Origin of the sequence: Pseudomonas fluorescens (genome assembly GCF_001902145.1) — a bacterium.
GTDB classification, from domain to species: Bacteria; Pseudomonadota; Gammaproteobacteria; order Pseudomonadales; family Pseudomonadaceae; genus Aquipseudomonas; species Aquipseudomonas fluorescens_BV.
Map to the genome: position 1 here is coordinate 841,135 of NZ_MRST01000027.1, position 22,944 is coordinate 864,078.

The window sequence follows — 22,944 nt, forward strand, 5'->3', positions numbered from 1 at the left end:
GATCCCCGACAACGATGTACCTGACTTTCGCTCGCGTGTTTACCGAGCCAGCTGCCGCCTGATCGCCCATAAAAAATATAATTGGAGAACCGCCGTCATGGCTTTGGATTTATTCGTCGTACTCATCTACGCCGCCGGCATGCTGGTGCTCGGCTACTACGGCATGCGTCGCGCCAAGACCCACGAAGACTACCTGGTCGCCGGCCGCAACCTCGGCCCATCGCTTTACATGGGCACCATGGCCGCCACGGTGCTGGGCGGTGCGTCCACCGTCGGCACCGTGCGCCTGGGGTATGTGCATGGTATTTCGGGTTTCTGGCTATGCGCCGCGCTCGGCGCGGGCATCATTGCCCTGAACCTGTTCCTGGCCAAGCCCCTGTTGAAGCTGAAAATCTTCACCGTCACCCAGGTCCTGGAAAAACGCTACAACCCCATGGCCCGCCAGGCCAGCGCGGTGATCATGCTGGCCTACGCGCTGATGATCGGCGTGACCTCGATCCTGGCCATCGGCACCGTGCTGCAAGTGCTGTTTGACCTGCCGTTCTGGATGTCAGTACTGGTTGGCGGCGGCGTGGTGGTGGTGTATTCGACCATCGGTGGCATGTGGTCGCTGACCCTCACCGATATTGTGCAATTCGTGATCAAGACCGTCGGCCTGATGTTCATTCTGCTGCCGATCTGCCTGTACCGCGTCGGTGGCTGGGATGAGCTGGTGGCCAAACTGCCGGCGTCTAGCTTCAGCTTCACCGCTATCGGCTGGGACACGATCATCACTTACTTCATGATCTACTTCTTCGGCATCCTGATCGGCCAGGATATCTGGCAACGGGTCTTCACCGCCCGTGACGAAAAGGTCGCCCAGTACGCAGGCACTTTTGCCGGCTTCTATTGCATCTTGTACGGCCTGGCCTGTGCACTGATCGGCATGGCTGCCCATGTGCTGATCCCGGACCTGGACAACGTCAACAATGCCTTCGCCGCGATCGTCAAAGCTTCGCTGCCGGACGGCATTCGCGGCCTGGTCATCGCCGCCGCGCTGGCCGCCATGATGTCCACCGCCAGCGCCGGCCTGCTCGCCGCCTCCACTGTGTTGACCGAAGACCTGCTGCCCCGGCTGCGCGGCGGCAAGGCGTCGAGCCTGCGTATCAACCGCCTGTTTACCCTGTTGACCGGCGTTGCCGTGCTGGGTATCGCCTTGGTGGTGAACGATGTGATCAGCGCCCTGACCCTGGCCTATAACCTGCTGGTGGGCGGTATGTTGGTGCCCTTGATCGGCGCGATCTTCTGGAAGCGCGCGACAACCTCGGGCGCAATCACGTCCATGAGCCTGGGCTTTGTGACCGCGCTGGTGTTTATGTTCAAGGATGGGTTGGATGCAAACACGCCGATCTACTACAGCCTGGCGGTGGCGATGGTGAGCTTTGTGCTGGTGAGCTTGCTGTCGCGTCGGCCGGCCAAGGTGGCGACGGCGGTGGTTTGAGCTATAACAAGGACGGGGATATTTTCTTCAACGGGCGCGACGTCGGAGGTCGCGCCCGTTTTTTTCGCCTTGTACAAAATAATTGTGGGAGCGGGCTGGCCCGCTCCCACATTTTTTGGACCGCGTGATTAGCGACGACGTGGCCGACGTTGCTCGTCATCCGTGCGAATCGGCACCGGTTGCAGCGGAGGCTCGATCAAGCCCAACGCAACGCCAAGGTCGTGGAGCCAGTTTTGGATTTTCTCTTTCATGATTGCCCCCTTTGAGGGTAGTGCTGGCCGGCGTGGGTTCTGTCGCCGTTTCCTACAATGATAGTAGCCCTAAGTCCTAGGTAATGCTTGAAGGAAACCACAACGAACTATTACTGAATTGATCCAAATCCTGACGGATCGTTCAAGCAATGGCGCGTGTGTCTTGCATGCATCGTGGGTTGCCGTCTTGCTGCAGGTCGATCCATGCATTGAGGTTAGCGCCGAGCATGCCCTTTCGCCACATCAGCCAGGTGGTCGCAGTGGCAAAAGGCCCAGTCAGCGGATGAACGGACACGCTGTCCTTGCCGGGCAGGCTGTCGAGCATGGACTCAGACATCAACGCCACGCCGGAACCTGCGATCACGCAGGCGAGCATGCCTTGGTAGGACTCGATCTCGATCGCCCGCCCCATCGCCACACGCGCATGGGAAAACCAGGTTTCCAGGCGCGTGCGGTAGGCGCAGCTGCGCCGGAAAGTGAACACTGCACGGCCCGCCACATCCTGGGGGCCACGCACCGGCGGATGATCGGCCTCGCAAATCAGCACCAGGTGCTCTTCGCACAGCGGTACGCCATCCAGAGTGGCGATGGTCAGCGGGCCGTCGACGAAGGCTGCGTCCAGGCGACCGGTAATGAGCCCTTCCAGCAACTCCCCACTGGGCGCCGACTGCACCTGCAGGTTCACCATGGGGTAAGTCTTGTGATAGCGCGCCAGCAGCTTCGGCAAATGAACCGCGGCGGTGCTGTACATGCTGCCCAATACGAAATCACCGGCCGGTTGCCCGCCTTGTACGGCGCCGTGGGCTTCATCGTGCAGCGCCAGCAGGCGGGTGCTGTAGTCCAGCAATACCTTGCCTGCCGGAGAAAGCTGCAAACGCTGGCGCTCGCGCACGAACAGGTCGACGCCCAGTTGCTCTTCCATTTGTTTAAGCCGGGTCGACAGGTTTGAGGGCACGCGGTGCAGACGCTCGGCGGCGCGAGTAATGGAGCCCTCTTCCGCCACGGCCTGGAAAATGCGCAATTGACTGAACTCCATTACTTTCTCCAAAACTGAACAAGTTACTCACTATTATTCAATTTTACAGAAAGTCAATCCGTCTTAGCCTGCAGAGCATTCGCTTCTTTGCAGGAAACCTGAACATGTCCCCGCTGATTCGCTTACTCGCCAGCTTCGTCGCCCTGATGATGGCCATGGGCATTGGCCGCTTCGCCCTGACTCCGCAAATGCCGCATTTGCTCAGTGAAGGCCAGATCGACCTGACCGGCGCCGGCCTGATCGCAGCCGCCAATTACCTGGGCTATTTTGTCGGCGCGGTGGACTCGATCTTTGCCCGTAGCCATCAGCATGTGCGCGGGCGCCTCTACGGCGGGTTGTGGCTGTGCGTATTGCTGACCCTGGCGTCCTACTGTGCCCACGGGTTCTGGCCACACGTGTTGCTGCGCTTCGGCACCGGGGTCGCCAGCGCCTGGGCCCTGGTGATGATTACTAGCCTGAGCCAGCCGCTGGCGATTGCCGCCGGCCGCCCGCGCCTGGGTGCGTTGGTGTTTGCAGGGCCGGGGTTGGGGATTGTGCTGACGGGGCTGCTGGCGCTGGTGTCGAACCTGTTGGGGCAAAGTTCTGCCACGCTGTGGCTGCTCTATGGGACGGTGGCGCTGGTGATGTTGCTGGCGATCCTGCCGTTTTTACCCAAGCCGGCCATCACTGTTACACAGGCCACCAGAGCAGGGAGCAACGGCAGCATCGCGCACCTGTGCTGGATTTATTTCCTGTACGGCCTGGGCTATATCATCCCGGCGACCTTTCTGTCGCAGATGGCCAGCGCACAATTCCATGGGGCCTGGCAGGCCGACTTGTTCTGGCCCTGCTTTGGCCTGGCTGCCGCGCTGGGAGTGGGGGTTGCAAGCCTGCGTCGCAAGCACCCGAACACCACCCGTCGCTGGCTGATGGCGACTTTATGGCTGCAAGCGGCCGGGGTGTTCGCCTGCCTGCTTGGCAATGGCTGGGGCTTGGCGCTGGGCGTGTTGCTGTGCGGTGCGCCATTTCTGGCTTGCATGCAACTGGTGATGGCGCGGCTGAGAGAAGTCGCGCCCCACGGCTACCAACGCAGCACGGGGTTGCTGACCGCCAGCTTCGCCGTCGGTCAATTGAGCGGGCCCCTGTTGGCGTCGGTCAGCAGCCATCTCAGTGGCGGCCTGCAACCGGCGTTGGTCGTTGCCGGCACCGGGTTGCTATTAGCGGGCTCAGTGTTGATCAACCGCCCGCTACCGGCGCAGCTGATGTGCACACAAATGGCCGACGGTGCAGCACATCGCGGTTAGGCACGTGCGAAGTGGTGGCGAGCAAGCTTGCTTGCGCTAGGGTGCCAAGCTCCCTCGCCACAACATGCACGCATCCATAGAAAAGCGAAGCGTACTCAGCTTAGTTCAATGCGATCCGCATGAATCACGATCTGGCCCTGCTTGTAGAGCGCACCAATGGCCTTCTTGAAGTTGCCCTTGCTCACGCCGAACAAGTTGCTGATCACCGCCGGGTCGCTTTTGTCGCTGACCGGCAGGCTGCCGTTGTTGTCGCGCAACTTGGCGAGGATCTTCGAGTTCAGGCTGGAGGCCGCTTCCTGGCCCACCGGCTGCAGGCTCAGGCTGATGTTGCCATCGGCGCGGATCTCTTTGATAAAGCCCTTCTCTTCCTTGCCCGGGCGCAGGAACTTGAACACTTCGTTCTTGTGGATCAGGCCCCAGTGCTTGTTGTTGATGATCGCCTTGAAGCCCATGTCGGTGGCTTCGGCCACCAGCAGGTCGACTTCCTGGCCCACCTGGTAGTTGGCTGGCGTCTTGTCCAGGTAGCGGTCAAGGCGTGCGGTGGCGGTGATGCGCTTGGTGTGCTTGTCGAGGTAGACGTGCACCACGCAATATTCACCCGCGGTCATCTGGCGTTTTTCTTCCGAGTACGGCAGCAGCAGATCCTTGGGCAAACCCCAATCAAGGAACACGCCAATGCTGTTGACTTCCACAACTTTCAAACTGGCGAATTCACCGACTTGAACTTTGGGCTTTTCGGTGGTGGCGATAAGTTTGTCATCGCTGTCCAGATAAATGAAAACGTTGAGCCAGTCTTCATCTTCACTGGGAATATCTTTAGGGATATACCGATTAGGCAAGAGGATTTCCCCATCTTGCGCACCATCGAGGTACAAACCAAAGTTAGTGTGCTTGACCACTTGCAAGCTGTTGTAGCGCCCGACTAAAGCCATTTCCAATACCCTCATTGCGTGGGTGGCATTCTACCCGAGTTGTGCCCTGCACGCGCACACGCCTGAAAAATCGCGGGCTGGCATGGCGTTCCAGTGGCAGCGCCCCACTCGTCTGATCGTTCGGTTCACTTTGAGCAGGCCATCAGCGTGTCACCCAGCCTGTGGTTTCCAGCTAAAACAGTAAGTTAGCGCATTATTTCAGCGCTGAACTTCGGCTATTTCCAGCCGCGAGCACTTATTCTTGAGGGATATTTGCCAAGCAATTGTCAAGTATTTCCTGTACGATGCCTGGCCAAGTTAATTTTCTACAGGTTAGTGGCCGCCATGCGTGTAAAAGCATCCAACAGCAAAGCAAAGCCAGCTCCCGCCGTTGAAACCAGCGAATCGATCAACAGCCAGATCGCTGCGTTCCTCAAGTCCGGCGGCGAAATCCAGCAAATTGCCAAGGGCGTGAGCGGCCAGACTTTCGGCCCGTCCAAGCAGATCAGCCTGGGCAAGAAGTAATAGTCATACCCGCGCACTGCATCTGGTCCCTGAGCGTCTTGCCTTCAAGGCGCTAGGACTAGAGTTGCCACCCTCTCCCCACACCCTCAATACGCAGCTAATCGACGAACGGGCCTCAATGCCTGGCATTCGCCGGTATCCTTGCACACGTCTAGCACGGGCATCTGCCTGAATCTTTCCGTTACTGCTCCTCGCTTTTCATGGAGTGAAGCATGCTTAAACGCTGTATTTTCGTGGTCAGCATCCTGGTCGCCAGCCCTTTGGCCCAAGCGCATATCTTCCAGCGCGAATTGGGTGACTTCGACCTGAAATTAGGTACAACCCCCAGCCGCACCATGGCCCAGGGCCTGGTCAAGCCGACCGCCCCTGGCAGCGACTCGTTCCACGGAGGCCTGGACCTTAGCCATGACAGCGGCCTGTATTTTGGCCAGTTTTCCCCGAACATGGGTCTGTCGTCGGCCAATAACCTTGAAGTCGACTCCTACATGGGCTTCAAGCGTCCGTTCGACCAGACCCTGGGCTATGAAGTCGGTTTGATCCACTACAGCTACCCCAAGCTCAGCCCCCTCGACAGCCAGGAGTTCTACGGCGGGCTGAACTTGTTGGGCAACCGCTTTGGCGTGTCTTTCAGCAACGATCCCGACCGCCAGGACAGCACCCTGTTTGCAGACCTGGGCGGCACCCAGCCTTTCGGTATCGGCGTCAGTATGAAGTACACCACCCATCAACTGGGCACCCCGGTCTCGGTAGAGAACGGCGCCATCAGCAGTTTCAGCGATTGGTCGGTGCAATTTTCCCGGGCCTGGAAAGGCATCGACCTGGACCTGATCTACAGCGGCTCCAGCCTCAGCGGCAGTGACTGCTCGGCCTACTCCGGACACAACTCGCAATGTGATGGGCTGTTGACCTTGAAGGCCGCGCGGTCGTTTTATTGATGGGCTGAACTGTCGCACCCCGCGCAGGTTCACATGCATTAATGCCCTCCATGCAAGGACCTGCCCATGTTGCGCCGGCTCAAATTCCTGATGGTACTGCTGACCCTGAGCCTGGTGCTCGCCGGCTGCAATCGCGTGGGCCTGGCCTACCGTAACCTCGACGTGATCATCCCCTGGACCCTCAACGACTACCTGGACATGAATGCCGGGCAAAAGAGCTGGTTCAACGATACCCTCAAGGAACACCTGGCCTGGCACTGCACCACGCAATTGCCTGGCTACCTGGACTGGCTCGACCGCCTGCAGCAGATGGTCGACAGCAACCAGATCACCGACGCCGCGTTGCAAACCCGTACTGTCGAAGCCAAACAGGCAATTGCCGAGATTGCGCGGGAAATCACCCCCTCAGCCGTGCAATTGCTGCAAGGCCTGGACAATCAGCAGGTCAAGGACATGAGCGACGCCCTGGCCAAGGACCTGCGCAAACGCCAGGACGAATACCTCAAGCCGCCGCTGGCCCAACAAATCAAGGAACGCGCCCAGCGCATGAGCAAGCGCCTGGACGCCTGGATCGGCCCATTGAGCCCCGGCCAGCGAAACCGCGTGACGGCCTGGTCTGCCGAGCTGGGCGCGCAAAACCAAGCATGGATCGGCAACCGCGCCCATTGGCAGGCGCAATTTATCGACGCGCTGCAACAACGCCACAGTGCCGATTTCCCGCAGAAAATCCAGCAACTGCTGGCGGATCGCGAAAGCCTGTGGACCCCGCAATACCGCGCCGCCTACGCACAGACCGAAGCCGCCGCGCGCAGCTTGCTCGTCGATGTGATGGCCCAAAGCTCCCCAGCGCAGCGCCTGAAACTCACCCAGAAAATCGACAAGGTCCGCGGCGACTTCCAGGCGCTCAAATGCCTGAAAGGCGCACAGTCTTGATGCATGCTTGCGGTCAGAACCATAGGCGCACGCCGACCACCCAGCGCAGTTGATGGATGTCTTCGCCTTCGTCCCGTGCGTATTGCGCGGTCTGGCCATAAGTGCGGTTCCAGCTCAGACCGACATAAGGCGCAAACTCGCGACGAACTTCGTAGCGCAAGCGCAGGCCCAGCTCACTTTCCGCCAAGCCCGAACCAACGCCGCGTTGCGGATCGTTCTGCGCATAAAAATTGAGTTCGGCGGTGGGCTGCAGGATCAGACGATTGGTGAGCAGAATGTCGTAGTCACCCTCAAGGCGTGCGGCGGTATGCCCCGATTCGCCGACAAACAACGTGGCTTCGGCCTCGAAGTTGTAAAGCGCCATGCCTTGTACGCCAAAAGCCGCCCAGGTCTGGCTGTCACCGGGCTTGAAGTCCTGGCGCACGCCGCCGACCACGTCCCACCAAGCGCTGATGGCATGCCCCCATAAGGCTTGGGCTTCGGCGCTTTCGGTGCGGCCGGCGCTGCGTTCGCCTTCACTGCGTAGCCACAACCGGTCGATGTCACCGCCGACCCAACCCTTGATGTCCCAACTCTGCGCGTTGCCATCGCCCCCCTGCCATTCCAACTGGTTGACCAGCAGCATCGAGTTGACGCCGCTGTCGTGCACCTGATGCCCTCCCGGCGCGTTGTAGACCGCTGCGCGGTCTGCGTCGGTCAGCGCCGGAATCGGCGTGCGGCTTTGCGTCAGCGCTGGCGTCGCCGGGCTCATGCCCTGAAATTCATCCTCGGCCGCCAACGCCCATGGGGCGAACCCCAGCGTGGCGAAAGCGATGCAAAGGGACGAGACGCAACGGTTCATGCTCGCTTCCTTATTCATGCACGCGCACCTCACGGAACATGCCCATTTCCATGTGGTACAGCAGGTGGCAGTGATAGGCCCAGCGCCCCAAGGCATCGGCGGTGACGCGGTAACTGCGCCGGGAGCCCGGTGGCATGTCGATGGTGTGTTTGCGCACCTGGAACTGGCCGTTTTCGTCTTCCAGGTCGCTCCATAAGCCATGCAGGTGAATCGGATGGGCCATCATGGTGTCGTTGACCAGCACCACCCGCACGCGCTCCCCATAGGTCAGTTGCAGAGGCTCGGCATCGGAAAACTTCACGCCGTTGAACGACCAGGCGAACTTTTCCATATGCCCGGTGAGATGCAATTCGACGGTGCGCGAGGGATCGCGGCCATCGGGGTCTTCGAAGGTACTGCGCAGGTCTGCATAGGTGAGCACCCGGCGGCCATTGTTGCGCAGGCCGATTCCAGGGTCGTCGAGCTTGGGCACCGGGTTCATCGCCTGCATGTCTACCAACGGGTTGTTCTGCTCGCTGGCGGGGTGTTTCTGCATCGCCATCGCGCCCATGGCGCTGTGATCCATGCCTTCCATGCCCGGCATATCGGCCATGGCACCATGGTCCATGCCCTCCATTTCTGGCATATCGGTCATAGCGCCATGGTCCATGCCGCCCATGCCCATGTCCTCCATGGTCAGCCACGGGCGCGGATCAAGCGGCGGTACCAACGCCGTCGCCCCCACCTGCCGGGCGAGGGTGCCACGGGCAAACCCTGTGCGGTCCATGGACTGGGCAAACAGGGTGTAGGCCTCTGCCACGGGCTCGACCAGCACATCGTAGGTTTCCGCCACGGCGATACGGAACTCGTCGACGCTTACCGGCTTCACCGGCTGGCCATCCGCGGCGATGACGGTCATCTTCAACCCGGGAATGCGCACATCGAAATAGGTCATCGCCGAGCCATTGATAAAGCGCAGGCGAATCGTTTCCCCCGCCTTGAACACCCCGGTCCAGTTCTGCCCAGGCGGCTGGCCGTTGAGCAAGTAGGTGTAGGTCTCGCCGCTGACGTCCGCAAGGTCGGTGGGATTCATCTTCATTTGCGCCCACATCAGCCGGTCGGCAGCCGTGGCCGACCAGCCCTGCTTGCCCACATCCCGGATAAAATCGCCCAGGGTGGGTTTGTGCAGGTTGTAGTAATCAGACTGCTTTTTGAGGGTTTTCATCAGGGCGACGGGGTCTTCGTCGGTCCAGTCCGACAGCATCACCACGTAATCGCGCTGGTAGGTATACGGCTCGGGTTCCTTGGGGTCGATGACCAGCGGGCCGTATACGCCCTGCTGCTCCTGAAGCCCGGAATGGCTGTGATACCAGTAGGTGCCATGCTGCTTGACCTTGAACTGATAGACGTAAAGGCCACCCGGTTCGATGCCCTTGAAGCTCAGGCCGGGCACGCCGTCCATGGTCGATGGCAGCAGGATGCCGTGCCAGTGGATCGAGGTGGGTTCACTAAGGCGGTTTTTCACGCGTAGGGTCACGGTGTCGCCTTCCCGCCAGCGCAACAGCGGGCCGGGCAGGCTGCCATTGACGGTCAAGGTGGTGCGTGGGCGGCCTGTCAGGTTGACGGGGGTCTGGTCAATAAACAGGTCAAATTCGGTGCCGGCGAGCACCGTGGGCTGGCCGGGGCTGGCCAATGCCCATACCGGGGGGCGCCAAAGCCCAAGCCCGCCCAGCAGGCCGCCAGCGGCCAGGCCTTTGACGAATGTGCGTCTGGAGGTTGAGGAATGCATGCCGATTCAAGTCCGTGAGTTGAATGGCAGCAGATTAGGACTCGCCGGCTGTCAGCAACCTTAGCGCAAGATTACCTATTCGACAGGTTCACCCGGCGCCCTCGGGGGCGCCGGGGCATAAGAAGATCAGGCGATCTGGGCTTTGGAAGCCACTTCAGCGAACGTTGCCGGATCAAGCGCGTCCTCCTGCTCATCCAACACCTGACGTGGATGATCATTACCCGGAATCGAACTGTCGATCAGCGCGAGCAATTGCGCACCCAGCGCCGTCAGGACGAAGTTCTCGCCATTGCCGCCCTCTTCTTCGGGCCGCGACTCAATAAAGCCACGCTTGAACAGCAGCGCCTCGTAGTCGGCAGCAGTCTTCTTCAGCGCATCCAGATTGCCAGTGTTCTCGCCCGCCGTCGCCTTCTCGGCCGCTTCCTGCTCGGCGTATTTGCGCGGGGCAAAGCTGCCTTCGCCGTTCTGCACTTCATGCAGCAAACGTTCGATCAGATCCCAGTTGTAAGTCGTCATCCTGATTCCTCCTGCAGGCCGATGGAGTTAGCCCGTCTAAGTGAGTGACACGTCCAGGCATTAGCCGTTCACCCGAACGGACGGGCGTCATTTCTCTGAACTTTCCCAAGGTTTTCCGCCTCAACTGCACATCACTGCCAAGGAAGTCCGACCATGAAAACCTTGATGACACTGACCCTCGCCGCCACGCTGTTAAGCGCCCTGCCCGCCTGGGCCTGCACGCCCGATGAGGCCGCCGCCAAGCGAGAAGAGCTGGCCAAGGAAGTGGCCAAGCTCACAGAGCAGGACCCGACCAGGGCCAAGAAGATGAATGCAGAGTTGCAGAAGATGGACCTGGATACCGAAAGCGCCGAGTTCCCCGACAAATGCCAGCTGATCGATGCGCGGCTCAAGGAGCTGAGAGAAGCTGCGGGAAAAAGTTGAGCACAGCGGGACGCAGAGCGCCCCTGGAAGCATCCCCACCCTGAGCATGGAAAGATCGTGGCGAAAAAAAACCGGACATCGTCCGGTTTTTTTATGCCCGCCTGCTTATTCGGCAGCCGGAGCTTCTGGCTTGCGGCGCTTGAGCGGCGCCATGCCGTCCTTGCTGACGAGCGACAGGTTGTCGGTCTTCGGCCGGTTGGCGATCTTGCGCTTGGTCGGCGACTTGGCGCCGGTTTTCTTCTTGTCGCCCTTGGCGTCGGTCTTTTTCTTCTTCACGCCAACGGCCTTGCCCGACGCCTTGACCTTCTTCGGCCCGGTGTACGTGCCTTTGACTTCCTTGATGGTGCGGCGCTCGAACGACTGCTTCAGGTAGCGTTCGATGCTCGACATCAGGTTCCAGTCGCCGTGGCAGATCAGCGAAATGGCCAGGCCATCGTTGCCCGCCCGTCCGGTACGGCCGATACGGTGCACGTATTCGTCGCCGCTACGTGGCATGTCGAAGTTGATCACCAGGTCCAGGCCGTCCACGTCGAGGCCGCGTGCGGCGACGTCGGTGGCCACCAGGATCTTCACGCCGCCCGCCTTGAGACGGTCGATGGCCAGCTTGCGGTCCTTCTGGTCCTTCTCGCCGTGCAGCACGAACGCCTTGTATTCCTGCGCAACCAGGCGCCCGTAGATACGGTCGGCGGCGGCACGGGTGTTGGTGAATACGATGGCCTTCTGGTAGGTCTCGTTGGCCAACAACCAGTTCAGGATCTGCTCTTTGTGCACGTTATGGTCAGCGGTGACGATCTGCTGACGCGTGGTGGCGTTCAGGTCGCTGACGTTGTTGACCTGCAAGTGCTCAGGGTTGTTCAGCACCTTGGCGACCATGTCGCGCAGGGTCGAACCACCAGTGGTGGCGGAGAACAGCATGGTCTGCTGACGGTTGACGCACTCGCCGACCAGACGTTGCACATCATCGGCAAAGCCCATGTCGAGCATGCGGTCGGCTTCGTCGAGCACCAGCACTTCGACTTCCTTGAGGTCGAGGTTGCCAGCGTTGAGCTGCTCGATCATGCGCCCTGGGGTGCCGATCAGAATATCCGGTACCTTGCGCAGCATCGCGGCCTGGACCTTGAAGTCTTCGCCACCGGTAATAATGCCTGACTTGATGAAGGTGAACTGCGAGAAGCGCTCGACTTCCTTCAGGGTCTGCTGGGCCAGCTCGCGGGTCGGCAGCAGGATCAGGGTCTTGATGCTGACGCGCACTTTGGCCGGGCCGATCAGGCGGTTAAGTACCGGAAGGACGAAAGCGGCGGTCTTGCCGCTGCCGGTTTGCGCCGTCACCCGCAGGTCACGCCCTTGCAGCGCGAGCGGGATGGCCGCTGCTTGCACAGGCGTAGGCTCGACAAATTTAAGCTCGGCCACGGCTTTGAGCAGGCGTTCGTGCAGGGCGAATTGGGAAAACACGGGTGCTACCTCGAAGAAATACAAAATATCAGCTGCATAGGTTACCGGTTTCGGGCGCCCAAACCGAGTTTCTTTACGCGAACGGGGCTAATCAGCCGCTTTTTTGTCAGCGATTTTGTCCAGAGCGTCAACTTTGTTGCACTTAAATGCTCTAATCGCCCCGTGTTGTCTTAAAGAAGAATCGGTTCACTCATGGATATCAAACAGCTCTGGCTCAACGTCCAAGACCTTTGGGGCGCCCTCGATGAACACCCGGTCCTGCATTCCAGCCTCGGCTTGCTGGTGTTGCTGGTGGTGGCATTGGTGGTGGGACGGATAGCCCGTTACCTCATCCTGCACGCCGTCAAATTGCTCGGCCGGCAACCGGCCCTGCACTGGCTGAACGACTTGCGGCATAACAAAGTCTTCCATCGCCTGGCCCAAATGACGCCGTCCCTGGTGGTCCAGTTCGGCCTGTACCTGGTGCCGGACCTGAGCAAGACCGCCATCCTGTTCATCGGCAACGTAGCCCTGGCGATCAGCATTCTGTTCATGGTGCTGGCCATGAGCGCCCTGCTCAATGCGCTGCTGGATATCTACGCACGCACCGAACACGCACGCACCCGCTCGATCAAGGGCTATGTGCAGCTGGCGAAAATGGTGCTGTTCGTGTTTGGCGCGATCATCATCGTCGCCACCCTGATCGACCGCTCGCCGCTGCTGCTGCTATCGGGCCTGGGTGCGATGTCGGCGGTGATTCTGTTGGTGTACAAGGACACGCTGCTGTCGTTCGTCGCCAGCGTGCAATTGACCAGCAACGATATGCTGCGCGTCGGTGACTGGATCGAAATGCCCCAGGTCGGTGCCGATGGCGATGTGGTGGATATCACCCTGCACACGGTGAAGGTGCAGAACTTCGACAAGACCATCGTTTCCATCCCCACCTGGCGCCTGATGTCCGAGTCGTTCAAGAACTGGCGTGGCATGCAGGCCTCCGGTGGGCGCCGTATCAAGCGCAGCTTGTACATCGACGCCAGCGGCGTACGCTTCCTGAACGATGAGGAAGAAGTGCGCATGACCCAGGTGCACTTGCTCAGCGGCTATATCAGCCGCAAGCAGGCCGAACTCAAGGCCTGGAACGAGGCCCAGGGCCACAGCGCGCAACTGTCGGCCAACCGTCGGCGCATGACCAACCTCGGCACCTTCCGCGCCTACGCACTGGCGTACCTGCAAAGCCACCCGGACATCCAGCCGAACATGACCTGCATGGTGCGCCAGATGCAAACCACCGCCCAGGGCGTGCCGCTGGAGATCTACTGCTTTACCCGCACCACGGCGTGGGGCGATTACGAGCGGATCCAGGGCGATATCTTCGATTATCTACTGGCGGTGTTGCCGGAGTTCGGGCTGAGCCTGTATCAGCAGCCGAGCGGCAACGACCTGCGTGCCGGCGTGCTGCCGGCATTGGCTGGGGCCATGCCGGTGTCCGTCGCCGAAACGGCATGATGTGATGCGAACGGGATTACGGCAGTGATGCCGTAATCTCCTTGCGGCACACCTCAAGCACTTCATCGGCCAGGGCAGAATCATCCGGGCACGCGCGCGACAGCATGATTGCGCCGATGGCATGGGCCATGCTGTCGAGCATTTTCGCGCGCACACCTTCTTGTGGCGTCTCATGAGCCGCGTTGTACTTTGCTTCCAAGGCCTGCAGGGTGTTTTCCAAGCCGTTGGCAAAGGTCGCCTTCAGCGTGTCCGATTGACGGGCAGCATCGGCACACAACGCCGCCAATGTGCATCCGCCGCCGCGATGATCGCGGTGCAGCCTGGACAGGTAAACCTCGAAAAACTGCTCCACCTCCATCTCCGCGCTGTCGGCCAGTGACTGCGCCAGGCTGTTGGCGGCTGCTTCCGCCATCAAGTCCGCCTTGGAACCGAAGTGCTTGTAAAAACCGCCTTGGGTAAAACCGGCTGCAGCCATCAACTCGGCCACGCCCACCCCATCGAAACCCCGCTCGCGGAACAGCTCGGAAGCTGTCGCGACGATATGGGCCCGATTGCTCTGTGACTGCGCCTTGGTGATCTTCATGTGTGTGGTCCTGCCAGCTTGCGAGATAGGCATATTACTATGATGTCGATCATAATCAAAACCGTTGACAGCTTTGATTATGATCGACATCATAAAATCTCCTCGCACCCACAGAGCATCACACCATGAGCACTTCCACTACCGTTCTGATCACTGGCGCTTCGACCGGCATTGGCGCCGCCTACGCCGAACGCTTTGCCGCACGCGGCCACGACCTCGTACTGGTCGCCCGTGACATCACGCGCCTGGAAGCGCTCGCCGCCCGGCTGCGTGAACAGCATGCCGTCAGCGTTGATATCCTCCCGGCCGACCTGACCCAGAACGCTGACCTGGCCGCAGTTGAAGCGCGCCTGCGCGATGACGCCAGCATTGGCACGCTAGTCAATAATGCAGGCGCCGCGCAGTCCGGCAGTTTTATTGAACAGTCCACCGACAGCGTTGCGCAATTGGTCGCCCTCAACACCACGGCGCTGGTGCGCCTGGCCAGTGCCATCGCCCCACGCCTGGCGGCAGCCGGCAACGGCGCTATCATCAACATTGGCTCGGTAGTCGGCCTGGCCCCGGAATTCGGCATGACGGTGTACGGCGCGACCAAGGCGTTCGTGCTGTTCCTGTCCCAGGGCATGAGCCTGGAACTGGCGCCCAAAGGCGTGTACGTGCAAGCCGTGCTGCCCGCTGCCACGCGTACCGAGATCTGGGAGCGTGCGGGCATTGACATCAACACCCTCACGGACGTGATGGAAGTGGGTGATCTGGTGGACGCGGCGCTGGTTGGTTTTGATCGCCGCGAGCCGGTGACCATTCCGCCGTTGCAGGACGGCGCCCGTTGGGACGCGTTGCAGGCTGCGCGACAGGGCTTGCTGGCGCAGATCAAGCAGTCCCAGGTTGCCGAGCGTTACCTGGCCAACGCCTGATCAACCGGTAGCAGGCGCGCTCCGCGCCTGCCCCTTCTCATCGAAGCAACGAGCGTTGAACCATGAAGGCATTTTCCATCGAACGGTACGGCAAGCAGCCCGGCCGCCTCACCGAAGCCCCCGCACCCGTCGTGGGTGAGCACGACGTGCTGGTTCAGGTGCGAGCCAGCAGCGTCAATGTGCTGGATGCAAAGATCGCCAAGGGCGAATTCAAACTGATCCTGCCCTATGCGTTGCCGTTGACACTGGGAAACGACCTGGCCGGCGTGGTGCTCAGCGTGGGCGCTGCGGTGCGGCGCTTCAAGCCGGGTGACGAAGTCTACGCCCGCCCGCCCCAGCAACGTATCGGCACCTTCGCCGAGCTGATTGCCGTGCACGAAGACGCACTGGCGCGCAAACCCGCGAACATCAGCATGGAGCAAGCCGCCTCCCTGCCCCTGGTCGCGCTGACGGCGTGGCAGGTGCTGGTGGAAACAGCAAAGCTGAAGAAAGGCCAGAAGGTGTTCATTCATGCGGGCTCAGGCGGGGTGGGCAGTATCGCCATCCAACTGGCCAAGCATTTGGGCGCTTTTGTCGCGACCTCCACCAGCACCGTCAATGTGGAGTGGGTCAAGGCGCTGGGGGCGGATGTGGTGATCGACTACAAACAGCAAGCCTTCGAGGCCGTGCTGCGGGACTACGATGTAGTGTTGAACAGCCTGGGCGCGGATGCGCTGGCCAATTCACTGAAGATTCTCAAGCCCGGCGGTCAGCTCATCTCCATCTCCGGGCCGCCGACGCCCGCCTTCGCCCGCGCACAGAACCTGCCCTGGTTACTGGGCCTGGTCATGGGGGTCTTGAGCAGCGGTATCCGCAGGAAAGCGCGCAAGCAAGGCGTGAGCTATGAGTTTGTCTTCATGCGTGCCAGCGGCGCCCAGCTGGATGAAATCACCGCGCTGGTCGAAGCAGGGAGTATCCGACCAGTGATCGACCGTACCTTCCCTTTCGAATCGACAGCGGCGGCCCTGGATTATGTCGAACAAGGCCGCGCCAAAGGCAAGGTGGTGATCACGATGGGGACGGCACCGCCCGACGCACTCCCAACCGGCTGATCCACACCGCCCCCAGGATCACCAGACCGCCCAGGGCCAAACGGCCCAGCGGTTCGTGCTGGTTCCAGATCAGCAGGTTCAGCAGCAACCCCACCGGCACATGCAGGTTGTTCATCACCGCCAGGGTGCCGCCATTGACCAGGCAGGCGCCCTTGTTCCACCAGTACATGCCCAGCGCGGTGCTGACCAACCCGAGGAACACCAGCACGCCCCATTGCAGCGGCGCTTGCGGCAAAAAGTCAGCCTTGCCGAACAGCAGGAACGCCGGCAACACCACCAACAAGGCGCCCAGGTAGAAATAACCGAAACGCCGGAAGTGCGGCTGGTCACTGGGGTAACGCGCCACCAGGTGTTTGTACATGACTTGCCCGGCGGCGTAGGTGAAGTTGGCCAATTGCAGCAGCAAGAACCCCATCAGGAAGTGCGGGGTGATCTGATCGAAACGAATCACCGCAGCACCGCCCACCGCCACCAGGGCCGCCACCAGCGCCCAGGGATTGAAGCGGCGATTAAGCGCGTCCTCGATCAGGGTCACATGCAGCGGTGTGAGGATGGTGAACAGCAGCACTTCCGGCACCGTCAACACACGAAAGCTCAGGTACAGGCAGACGTAGGTCACGCCGAACTGCAATGCACCGATCACCAACATGCCGCGCATGAACGCAGGCTCCACAGCGCGCCAGCGCGTCAGCGGAATAAAGATCAGCCCGGCCAGCACCACGCGCACCAGCACTGCGAAGTAGCTGTCGACGTGACCGGCGAGGTATTCGCCGATCAAGCTGAAGGAAAATGCCTGAATCAGGGTGACAACCAGTAGATAGCCCATGCGCGCCTCGTTTCGAATGGGCGCGACATTAAAGCTTTTTGGGGGTTGAAGAAACTCGGCACAAAAAAAACCCGACCTCGCTAAAGCGGCAGTCGGGCAGGAGCACTCAGGAGCAAAAAGTGCAAAGGGAGGTTCGATACGCGTACTTGAAGGGTTTGCGTGGGGCTATCTAAACAGCACGGGATTATCTGACGATTAACGCCTCAAGCCACCTGGGCCAGCAGTGCCTTGGCGTGATTGATGCCCTTCTCCTGGAAGTCGCCGCCCAGGTTGACGCCTTCAGCGTGAATGAAGGTGACGTCATGAATGCCGATAAATGCCATGACCTGGCGCAGGTACGGTTCCTGATGATCCGAGGTGGCGCCGGTGTGAATACCACCGCGCGCGGTGAGCACGATGGCGCGCTTGCCGGTCAACAAACCCTGGGGCCCGGTAGCGGTGTACTTGAAGGTCACACCGGCCCGCAACACGTGATCCAACCAGGCTTTGAGGGTGCTGGGGATGGCGAAGTTGTACATCGGCGCGGCCATCACCAACACGTCGGCGGCCAGCAGTTCGTCAGTCAACTCGTTGGAGCGGTCCAGGGAAACCTGTTCGTCGTCGTTGCGCTGCTCTGCCGGTTTCATCCAGCCGCCCAGCAGGTTGGCATCCAGATGGGGTACCGGATCGAGCGCGACGTCGCGCACGGTGATGCGGTCTGCCGGATGGGCGACTTGCCATTGGCTGATGAACTGTTGGGTGAGCTGGCGGGAAATGGAATCCTGCTGGCGCGCACTGCTTTCGATGATCAGAACATTGGACATGGCTTCGTAGGCTCCATCGGTAATTGCTGTAAGTCGATGGAGAGAAGATTAACCAGGGCCCATTCGATAAAAAAGCGCAAAAAACTGCTACAACCCATCTAGAAATTTGTTTATAAGCGGAGTATTCCTGTGGACATGCTCCGCCGCTGCTTTATTTTGGAGCGCAGTTGAGGGCAATACGCATCTTGATGATGGCGCGGTTGAACTTGACTGTGGTGTTGGTGCTTTTGCCGGCTGGCACGGTCACGGTGCGACGGCGTGGCGATTCCGGGCCGTTGGTGAAAATTACCGAACACACAGCATCCTGGGTGCCGTAGTTGTTTAGCTGAATCGAGCTGATGTCAGCGTCCACGTCGGACGCGGTGTAATCAATGCTTACGCCATCGATCTTTTTCGTCACGTCGATAGGATAGGCAAACGCGCTCATCGGCAGCAGCGCCAGCAGCACACAACACAATTTTCTCATTCGGCAGTCTCCAATAAGGACCGCCAGCTTAGGACAAGAGGAGCTCATCTTGAAAGCGCCCCGCGTTACCCTCGATCAATGGCGCACCTTGCAAGCCGTGGTCGACCATGGTGGCTTCGCCCAAGCCGCCGAAGCGCTGCACCGTTCGCAATCTTCAGTGAGCTACACCGTGGCGCGCATGCAGGACCAACTCGGCGTACCGCTGCTGCGCATTGATGGCCGCAAGGCGGTGCTGACCGAGGCCGGTGAAGTACTGCTGCGCCGCTCCCGCCAACTGGTGAAAAACGCCAGCCAACTGGAAGACCTCGCCCATCACATGGAGCAAGGCTGGGAAGCCGAAGTGCGCCTGGTGGTGGATGCCGCCTACCCCAGCGCACGCCTCGTTCGCGCATTAACCGCCTTTATGCCGCAAAGCCGTGGCTGCCGGGTGCGCCTGCGCGAAGAAGTACTGTCCGGCGTCGAAGAATTACTGCTCGACGGCATGGCGGACCTGGCCATTTGCGGGTTTATCATCCCAGGCTACCTGGGCACGGAAATGAGTGACGTGGAGTTCGTCGCCGTGGCCCACCCCGATCACTCGCTGCATCGCCTCAACCGTGAGCTGAGTTTCCACGACCTGGAGAGCCAGATGCAGGTGGTGATCCGTGACTCCGGCCGCCAGCAACCTCGCGACGTCGGCTGGCTCGGCGCCGAACAGCGCTGGACCGTCGGCAGCCTCGCTACCGCGGCCACCTTCGTCGGCAGCGGCCTGGGCTTTGCCTGGCTGCCCCGGCACATGATCGAGCGCGAACTCAAGGAAGGCGTGCTCAAGCAGCTTCCCCTGGAAAAAGGCGGCAGTCGCAACCCGACGTTTTACCTGTACTCCAACAAAGACAAACCCTTGGGGCCCGCCACGCAGATCCTCGTGGAATTGCTGCGCACCTTTGACACCGCTCCCCTGGACGCGCCCTTCGCCGCTCCCCAACAAGCCTGAAACGGAGTTCATCCATGGCCTGGTTCGACCATGAAGGCTGCAGCCTGCATTACGAGGAATACGGCCATGGCAACCCGCTGATCCTGATCCACGGCCTGGGCTCCAGCAGCCAGGATTGGGAACTGCAAGTACCGGTACTCGCCCGGCACTACCGCCTGATCGTGGTTGACGTGCGCGGCCATGGTCGCTCGGACAAACCCCGGGAGCGCTACAGCATCAAAGGGTTTACCTTCGACCTGGTCGCCCTGATCGAACACCTGGACCTGCCAGCGGCCCACGTGGTGGGTTTATCCATGGGCGGCATGATCGCCTTCCAACTGGCGGTGGATGAACCCCTGCGGGTCAAGAGCCTGTGCATCGTCAACAGCGCGCCCGAGGTCAAGGTGCGCAGTGCCGATGACTACTGGCAGTGGGCCAAACGCTGGACCCTGGCCCGCATGCTCAGCCTGGGCACCATCGGCAAGGCCTTGGGCGATCGGCTGTTCCCCAAACCTGAGCAGGCCGACCTGCGCCGCAAGATGGCCGAACGCTGGGCAAGAAACGACAAACGTGCTTATCTCGCCAGCTTCGACGCCATTGTGGGCTGGGGCGTGCAGGAACAACTGTCGAGAATTGCCTGTCCAACCCTGGTCATCAGCGCCGACCATGACTACACCCCCGTGGCGCAGAAAGAAATCTATGTAAAACTGCTGCCCGATGCGCGGCTGGTGGTCATCGAAGATTCCCGCCATGCCACGCCCTTGGATCAACCCGAGGTCTTTAACGCGACCTTGCTCGAGTTTCTAAAGACCGTCGAAACCACTACCAGGATCACTGACCCATGCTGAAAAAAATCGCCTTCTTTGCCGGTTCCGCCTTGTTCGCTGCCAACCTGATGGCGGCCGAGCCGGCCAAGGCGCCACACGTGTTGCTCGACACCACCAACGGCCAGATTGAAATCGAACTGGACCCGGTCAAGGCTCCGATCAGCACCAAGAACTTCCTGGCCTATGTCGACAAGGGCTTCTACACCAACACTATCTTTCACCGCGTGATCCCAGGCTTCATGGTTCAGGGCGGCGGGTTCACCCAGCAAATGTCGCAAAAGCCGACCGAAGCGCCGATCAAGAACGAAGCCAGCAATGGCCTGCATAACGTGCGTGGCACCTTGTCCATGGCTCGCACCAATGACCCGAACTCGGCCACCAGCCAATTCTTCATCAACGTGGCCGACAATGCCTTCCTCGACCCGGGCCGCGATGCCGGTTATGCCGTGTTCGCCAAAGTGGTCAAGGGCATGGACGTGGTCGACATCATCGTCAACTCCCAGACCACCACCAAGCAAGGCATGCAGAACGTGCCTATCGATCCTGTGATCATCAAGTCGGCCAAGCGCATCGACTGAGGTCCGCAGGCAGCTTTGCACGGTGCCCGCATGGCACCGTGCACCTTTGAAAGGAGAGCCCGCCCGGCGGGCGTCAAACCTAATGCTCTATCGTCGTTTTGAACAACTGATCGATATTTTCCGCGACGCCCCCAGCGCGGCCCCTCCCGAAAAAGTCCTGCCCTTCTATCTCTATTACCTGCGCCAGGTGTGGCCGTGCTTTGCCGCGTTGCTGGTGGTGGGGCTGGTCGGCGCCCTGATCGAAGTCGCGCTGTTCAGCTATTTGAGCCGCATCATCGACCTGGCCCAGGGCACGCCGCCGGCGAACTTCTTCCAGATCCATAGCGCCGAGCTGATCTGGATGGCCGTGGTCGCCCTATTGTTGCGCCCGCTCTTCAACGGCCTGCATGACTTGCTGGTGCACCAGACCATCAACCCTGGCATGACCAGCCTGATTCGCTGGCAGAACCACAGCTACGTGCTCAAGCAGAGCCTGAATTTCTTTCAAAACGATTTCGCCGGGCGCATCGCCCAGCGGATCATGCAAACCGGCAACTCCTTGCGTGACTCGGCGGTGGCGACCGCAGAGGCTATCTGGCACGTGTCGATCTATGCCATCAGTGCCCTGGTGTTGTTTGCCGAGGCCGACTGGCGGCTGATGATTCCGCTGATTACCTGGATCGTTTGCTACAGCCTGGCCCTGCGTTACTTCGTACCTCGCGTGAAAGAACGCTCGGTGGTCTCCTCGGAGGCGCGCTCCAAGTTGATGGGCCGAATTGTTGACGGCTATACCAATATCACCACCTTGAAGCTGTTCGCCCATACCCAGAATGAACAGGAATACGCCAAGCAAGCGATCATCGAGCAGACCGAAAAAACCCAACTGGCCGCCCGTGTGCTCACCAGCATGGACACCGTGATCTGTATTTTGAATGGCCTGCTGATCGTCACCACTACTGGCCTGGCCCTGTGGCTGTGGACACAGTCGCTGATTTCCGTGGGCGCGATTGCCCTGGCCACCGGTCTGGTGATCCGCATCGTCAACATGTCCGGCTGGATCATGTGGGTGGTCAACGGCATCTTCGAAAACATCGGCATTGTGCAGGACGGCCTGAAGACCATCGCCCAGCCACTGGCCGTTATTGATCGTGAAAACGCTCCGCGCCTGACTGTGCCCCACGGCCAAGTGCGTTTTGAGCAAGTGGACTTCCACTACGGCAAGAAGAGCGGAATCATTGGCGGCCTCAACCTTGAGATCAAGGCCGGGGAAAAAATCGGCTTGATCGGCCCGTCCGGCGCGGGCAAGTCGACGCTGGTCAACCTGCTGCTGCGCCTTTACGACCTGCAGGGCGGGCGCATCCTCATCGACGGCCAGGACATCGCCGAGGTCGCCCAGGAGAGCCTGCGCGCACAAATCGGCATGATCACCCAAGACACCTCGTTGCTGCACCGCTCGATCCGCGACAACCTGCTGTATGGCAAGCCCGACGCGACTGACGAAGAACTGTGGGCGGCGGTGCACAAGGCCCGCGCCGATGAGTTCATCCCGCTGCTGTCGGATTCCGAGGGCCGCACCGGGCTGGATGCCCATGTGGGTGAGCGCGGGGTGAAACTCTCCGGCGGGCAACGCCAGCGTATCGCTATTGCCCGCGTGCTGCTCAAGGACGCGCCGATCCTGATCATGGACGAAGCCACCTCCGCGCTGGACTCGGAAGTGGAAGCGGCGATCCAGGAGAGCCTGGAAACCCTGATGCAGGGCAAGACGGTGATTGCGATTGCACACCGGTTGTCGACCATCGCACGAATGGACCGCCTGGTGGTGCTGGAAAAAGGCCAGATTGCCGAAAGCGGCAGCCATTCCGAGTTGCTGGCATACGGCGGGCTTTATTCACGGTTATGGCAGCATCAGACCGGGGGGTTTGTCGGCATAGACTGATTTTGCTGGGTAAAGCCCCGCTCAATTCCGAACAATTCTGACAGCTTCCCCTATCTGGCTGGTCTTGCGACACAATCCTGCTGTACTGCAATCAGGCCCCAGGAGGGCCCTGATTCAAGGCGGCAGGGAAGCCACACAGACCGTTAATCA

General features: G+C 60.4%; 24 protein-coding genes. 13 read left to right on the top strand and 11 right to left on the bottom strand.

Annotated elements, in window-relative coordinates:
* Window positions 1–97 precede the first annotated feature (97 nt).
* Window positions 98–1,480: a sodium:solute symporter gene (locus BUE92_RS27010; RefSeq protein WP_073527152.1), complete on the top strand. Its 1,383-nt coding sequence runs from the start codon at window positions 98–100 to the stop codon at window positions 1,478–1,480.
* 128 nt (window positions 1,481–1,608) lie between these two features.
* Here BUE92_RS27010 and BUE92_RS29160 read toward each other — a convergent pair whose 3' ends face one another.
* Both BUE92_RS29160 and ptrR read right to left on the bottom strand, forming a co-directional pair.
* A complete protein-coding gene (locus BUE92_RS29160; protein ID WP_003193089.1) occupies window positions 1,609–1,731 on the bottom strand; it encodes a PA1414 family protein in 123 nt (40 codons plus the stop codon).
* A 142-nt stretch (window positions 1,732–1,873) separates the two neighbouring features.
* Window positions 1,874–2,767 (bottom strand): putrescine utilization regulator PtrR, encoded by an 894-nt coding sequence (ptrR, locus tag BUE92_RS27015; protein WP_073527153.1) that lies wholly within the window; start codon window positions 2,765–2,767, stop codon window positions 1,874–1,876.
* A 104-nt stretch (window positions 2,768–2,871) separates the two neighbouring features.
* On the opposite strand from ptrR, the gene BUE92_RS27020 reads away from it, so the two are divergent.
* A complete protein-coding gene (locus BUE92_RS27020) occupies window positions 2,872–4,050 on the top strand; it encodes an MFS transporter (RefSeq protein ID WP_073527154.1) in 1,179 nt (392 codons plus the stop codon).
* Between the two features lie 95 nt (window positions 4,051–4,145).
* Here BUE92_RS27020 and BUE92_RS27025 read toward each other — a convergent pair whose 3' ends face one another.
* Window positions 4,146–4,982: a CvfB family protein gene (locus tag BUE92_RS27025; protein ID WP_054897831.1), complete on the bottom strand. Its 837-nt coding sequence runs from the start codon at window positions 4,980–4,982 to the stop codon at window positions 4,146–4,148.
* Window positions 4,983–5,306: 324 nt separating this feature from the next.
* Between BUE92_RS27025 and BUE92_RS27030 the strand changes: the two genes are divergently transcribed.
* The 3 genes from BUE92_RS27030 (at window position 5,307) to BUE92_RS27040 (ending at window position 7,354) form a co-directional block, all read left to right on the top strand.
* Window positions 5,307–5,486 carry a hypothetical protein gene (locus BUE92_RS27030; protein ID WP_003193095.1) on the top strand — a complete coding sequence of 60 codons (180 nt, stop codon included), beginning with the start codon at window positions 5,307–5,309 and terminating at the stop codon, window positions 5,484–5,486.
* 212 nt (window positions 5,487–5,698) lie between these two features.
* Window positions 5,699–6,421, top strand: coding sequence for a TorF family putative porin (locus tag BUE92_RS27035; protein ID WP_073527155.1), 723 nt, complete (start codon window positions 5,699–5,701; stop codon window positions 6,419–6,421).
* Window positions 6,422–6,487: 66 nt separating this feature from the next.
* The gene (locus BUE92_RS27040; protein WP_073527156.1) at window positions 6,488–7,354 is read left to right on the top strand and encodes a DUF6279 family lipoprotein; all 867 of its coding nucleotides are present in this window, start codon (window positions 6,488–6,490) and stop codon (window positions 7,352–7,354) included.
* Between the two features lie 13 nt (window positions 7,355–7,367).
* Here the strand turns inward: BUE92_RS27040 and BUE92_RS27045 are convergent, their stop codons facing one another.
* From BUE92_RS27045 to BUE92_RS27055, 3 genes are all read right to left on the bottom strand, one after another.
* Entirely contained in the window at window positions 7,368–8,195 is an 828-nt protein-coding gene (locus BUE92_RS27045; protein ID WP_073527157.1) for a copper resistance protein B, read from the bottom strand.
* A gap of 10 nt (window positions 8,196–8,205) precedes the next feature.
* Window positions 8,206–9,963 (bottom strand): copper resistance system multicopper oxidase, encoded by a 1,758-nt coding sequence (locus BUE92_RS27050; protein WP_073527158.1) that lies wholly within the window; start codon window positions 9,961–9,963, stop codon window positions 8,206–8,208.
* Window positions 9,964–10,089: 126 nt separating this feature from the next.
* Window positions 10,090–10,479 carry a transcriptional regulator gene (locus BUE92_RS27055; RefSeq protein WP_073527159.1) on the bottom strand — a complete coding sequence of 130 codons (390 nt, stop codon included), beginning with the start codon at window positions 10,477–10,479 and terminating at the stop codon, window positions 10,090–10,092.
* 153 nt (window positions 10,480–10,632) lie between these two features.
* Here BUE92_RS27055 and BUE92_RS27060 point away from each other — a divergent pair, with 153 nt between their 5' ends.
* Entirely contained in the window at window positions 10,633–10,902 is a 270-nt protein-coding gene (locus BUE92_RS27060) for a hypothetical protein (protein WP_073527160.1), read from the top strand.
* A gap of 105 nt (window positions 10,903–11,007) precedes the next feature.
* Here the strand turns inward: BUE92_RS27060 and BUE92_RS27065 are convergent, their stop codons facing one another.
* On the bottom strand, window positions 11,008–12,354 hold the full coding sequence (locus BUE92_RS27065) for a DEAD/DEAH box helicase (protein ID WP_003193110.1): 1,347 nt from the start codon (window positions 12,352–12,354) through the stop codon (window positions 11,008–11,010).
* Between the two features lie 192 nt (window positions 12,355–12,546).
* On the opposite strand from BUE92_RS27065, the gene BUE92_RS27070 reads away from it, so the two are divergent.
* Window positions 12,547–13,839 carry a mechanosensitive ion channel family protein gene (locus BUE92_RS27070; protein WP_073527161.1) on the top strand — a complete coding sequence of 431 codons (1,293 nt, stop codon included), beginning with the start codon at window positions 12,547–12,549 and terminating at the stop codon, window positions 13,837–13,839.
* Between the two features lie 16 nt (window positions 13,840–13,855).
* Here the strand turns inward: BUE92_RS27070 and BUE92_RS27075 are convergent, their stop codons facing one another.
* On the bottom strand, window positions 13,856–14,422 hold the full coding sequence (locus BUE92_RS27075) for a TetR/AcrR family transcriptional regulator (protein WP_073527162.1): 567 nt from the start codon (window positions 14,420–14,422) through the stop codon (window positions 13,856–13,858).
* 125 nt (window positions 14,423–14,547) lie between these two features.
* On the opposite strand from BUE92_RS27075, the gene BUE92_RS27080 reads away from it, so the two are divergent.
* Window positions 14,548–15,336: an SDR family NAD(P)-dependent oxidoreductase gene (locus BUE92_RS27080; RefSeq protein ID WP_073527163.1), complete on the top strand. Its 789-nt coding sequence runs from the start codon at window positions 14,548–14,550 to the stop codon at window positions 15,334–15,336.
* A gap of 62 nt (window positions 15,337–15,398) precedes the next feature.
* Window positions 15,399–16,427, top strand: a complete 1,029-nt coding sequence (locus BUE92_RS27085) for an NADP-dependent oxidoreductase (RefSeq protein ID WP_073527164.1) — start codon at window positions 15,399–15,401, stop codon at window positions 16,425–16,427.
* On the opposite strand, the gene BUE92_RS27090 is transcribed toward BUE92_RS27085, so the two are convergent.
* The 3 genes from BUE92_RS27090 to BUE92_RS27100 all read right to left on the bottom strand — a co-directional run bounded on the left by BUE92_RS27090 (window position 16,384) and on the right by BUE92_RS27100 (window position 18,522).
* Window positions 16,384–17,253 carry a carboxylate/amino acid/amine transporter gene (locus tag BUE92_RS27090; RefSeq protein WP_073527165.1) on the bottom strand — a complete coding sequence of 290 codons (870 nt, stop codon included), beginning with the start codon at window positions 17,251–17,253 and terminating at the stop codon, window positions 16,384–16,386. The two genes, BUE92_RS27085 and BUE92_RS27090, sit on opposite strands and share 44 nt — an antisense overlap.
* A 203-nt stretch (window positions 17,254–17,456) precedes the next feature.
* A complete protein-coding gene (locus BUE92_RS27095) occupies window positions 17,457–18,056 on the bottom strand; it encodes an FMN-dependent NADH-azoreductase (protein WP_073527166.1) in 600 nt (199 codons plus the stop codon).
* Window positions 18,057–18,207: 151 nt separating this feature from the next.
* A complete protein-coding gene (locus BUE92_RS27100) occupies window positions 18,208–18,522 on the bottom strand; it encodes a 3-phosphoglycerate kinase (protein WP_073527167.1) in 315 nt (104 codons plus the stop codon).
* A 49-nt stretch (window positions 18,523–18,571) separates the two neighbouring features.
* On the opposite strand from BUE92_RS27100, the gene BUE92_RS27105 reads away from it, so the two are divergent.
* The 4 genes from BUE92_RS27105 (at window position 18,572) to BUE92_RS27120 (ending at window position 22,794) form a co-directional block, all read left to right on the top strand.
* Entirely contained in the window at window positions 18,572–19,495 is a 924-nt protein-coding gene (locus BUE92_RS27105) for a LysR family transcriptional regulator (protein WP_003193120.1), read from the top strand.
* 14 nt (window positions 19,496–19,509) lie between these two features.
* Window positions 19,510–20,322, top strand: coding sequence for an alpha/beta fold hydrolase (locus tag BUE92_RS27110; RefSeq protein ID WP_073527168.1), 813 nt, complete (start codon window positions 19,510–19,512; stop codon window positions 20,320–20,322).
* Window positions 20,316–20,879 (top strand): peptidylprolyl isomerase A, encoded by a 564-nt coding sequence (locus BUE92_RS27115; RefSeq protein ID WP_014719428.1) that lies wholly within the window; start codon window positions 20,316–20,318, stop codon window positions 20,877–20,879. Before BUE92_RS27110 ends, BUE92_RS27115 begins: the two co-directional genes overlap by 7 nt.
* An 82-nt stretch (window positions 20,880–20,961) precedes the next feature.
* The gene (locus BUE92_RS27120) at window positions 20,962–22,794 is read left to right on the top strand and encodes an ABC transporter ATP-binding protein (RefSeq protein WP_073527169.1); all 1,833 of its coding nucleotides are present in this window, start codon (window positions 20,962–20,964) and stop codon (window positions 22,792–22,794) included.
* The last annotated feature ends 150 nt before the right edge of the window (window positions 22,795–22,944 follow it).

Excerpts from the sequence above, each read along its gene's own strand:
- BUE92_RS27080 (WP_073527163.1), top strand. The coding sequence starts at position 14,548 with ATGAGCACTTCCACTACCGTTCTGATCACTGGCGCTTCGACCGGCATT.
- BUE92_RS27115 (WP_014719428.1), top strand. The coding sequence starts at position 20,316 with ATGCTGAAAAAAATCGCCTTCTTTGCCGGTTCCGCCTTGTTCGCTGCC.
- BUE92_RS27025 (WP_054897831.1), bottom strand. The coding sequence starts at position 4,982 with ATGGCTTTAGTCGGGCGCTACAACAGCTTGCAAGTGGTCAAGCACACT.
- BUE92_RS27090 (WP_073527165.1), bottom strand. The coding sequence starts at position 17,253 with ATGGGCTATCTACTGGTTGTCACCCTGATTCAGGCATTTTCCTTCAGC.
- BUE92_RS27070 (WP_073527161.1), top strand. The coding sequence starts at position 12,547 with ATGGATATCAAACAGCTCTGGCTCAACGTCCAAGACCTTTGGGGCGCC.
- BUE92_RS27120 (WP_073527169.1), top strand. The coding sequence starts at position 20,962 with ATGCTCTATCGTCGTTTTGAACAACTGATCGATATTTTCCGCGACGCC.
- BUE92_RS27110 (WP_073527168.1), top strand. The coding sequence starts at position 19,510 with ATGGCCTGGTTCGACCATGAAGGCTGCAGCCTGCATTACGAGGAATAC.
- BUE92_RS27050 (WP_073527158.1), bottom strand. The coding sequence starts at position 9,963 with ATGCATTCCTCAACCTCCAGACGCACATTCGTCAAAGGCCTGGCCGCT.
- BUE92_RS27100 (WP_073527167.1), bottom strand. The coding sequence starts at position 18,522 with ATGAGAAAATTGTGTTGTGTGCTGCTGGCGCTGCTGCCGATGAGCGCG.
- BUE92_RS27085 (WP_073527164.1), top strand. The coding sequence starts at position 15,399 with ATGAAGGCATTTTCCATCGAACGGTACGGCAAGCAGCCCGGCCGCCTC.
- BUE92_RS27030 (WP_003193095.1), top strand. The coding sequence starts at position 5,307 with ATGCGTGTAAAAGCATCCAACAGCAAAGCAAAGCCAGCTCCCGCCGTT.
- BUE92_RS27010 (WP_073527152.1), top strand. The coding sequence starts at position 98 with ATGGCTTTGGATTTATTCGTCGTACTCATCTACGCCGCCGGCATGCTG.
- BUE92_RS27020 (WP_073527154.1), top strand. The coding sequence starts at position 2,872 with ATGTCCCCGCTGATTCGCTTACTCGCCAGCTTCGTCGCCCTGATGATG.
- BUE92_RS27075 (WP_073527162.1), bottom strand. The coding sequence starts at position 14,422 with ATGAAGATCACCAAGGCGCAGTCACAGAGCAATCGGGCCCATATCGTC.
- BUE92_RS27040 (WP_073527156.1), top strand. The coding sequence starts at position 6,488 with ATGTTGCGCCGGCTCAAATTCCTGATGGTACTGCTGACCCTGAGCCTG.
- BUE92_RS27055 (WP_073527159.1), bottom strand. The coding sequence starts at position 10,479 with ATGACGACTTACAACTGGGATCTGATCGAACGTTTGCTGCATGAAGTG.
- BUE92_RS29160 (WP_003193089.1), bottom strand. The coding sequence starts at position 1,731 with ATGAAAGAGAAAATCCAAAACTGGCTCCACGACCTTGGCGTTGCGTTG.
- BUE92_RS27095 (WP_073527166.1), bottom strand. The coding sequence starts at position 18,056 with ATGTCCAATGTTCTGATCATCGAAAGCAGTGCGCGCCAGCAGGATTCC.
- BUE92_RS27045 (WP_073527157.1), bottom strand. The coding sequence starts at position 8,195 with ATGAACCGTTGCGTCTCGTCCCTTTGCATCGCTTTCGCCACGCTGGGG.
- BUE92_RS27060 (WP_073527160.1), top strand. The coding sequence starts at position 10,633 with ATGAAAACCTTGATGACACTGACCCTCGCCGCCACGCTGTTAAGCGCC.
- BUE92_RS27035 (WP_073527155.1), top strand. The coding sequence starts at position 5,699 with ATGCTTAAACGCTGTATTTTCGTGGTCAGCATCCTGGTCGCCAGCCCT.
- ptrR (WP_073527153.1), bottom strand. The coding sequence starts at position 2,767 with ATGGAGTTCAGTCAATTGCGCATTTTCCAGGCCGTGGCGGAAGAGGGC.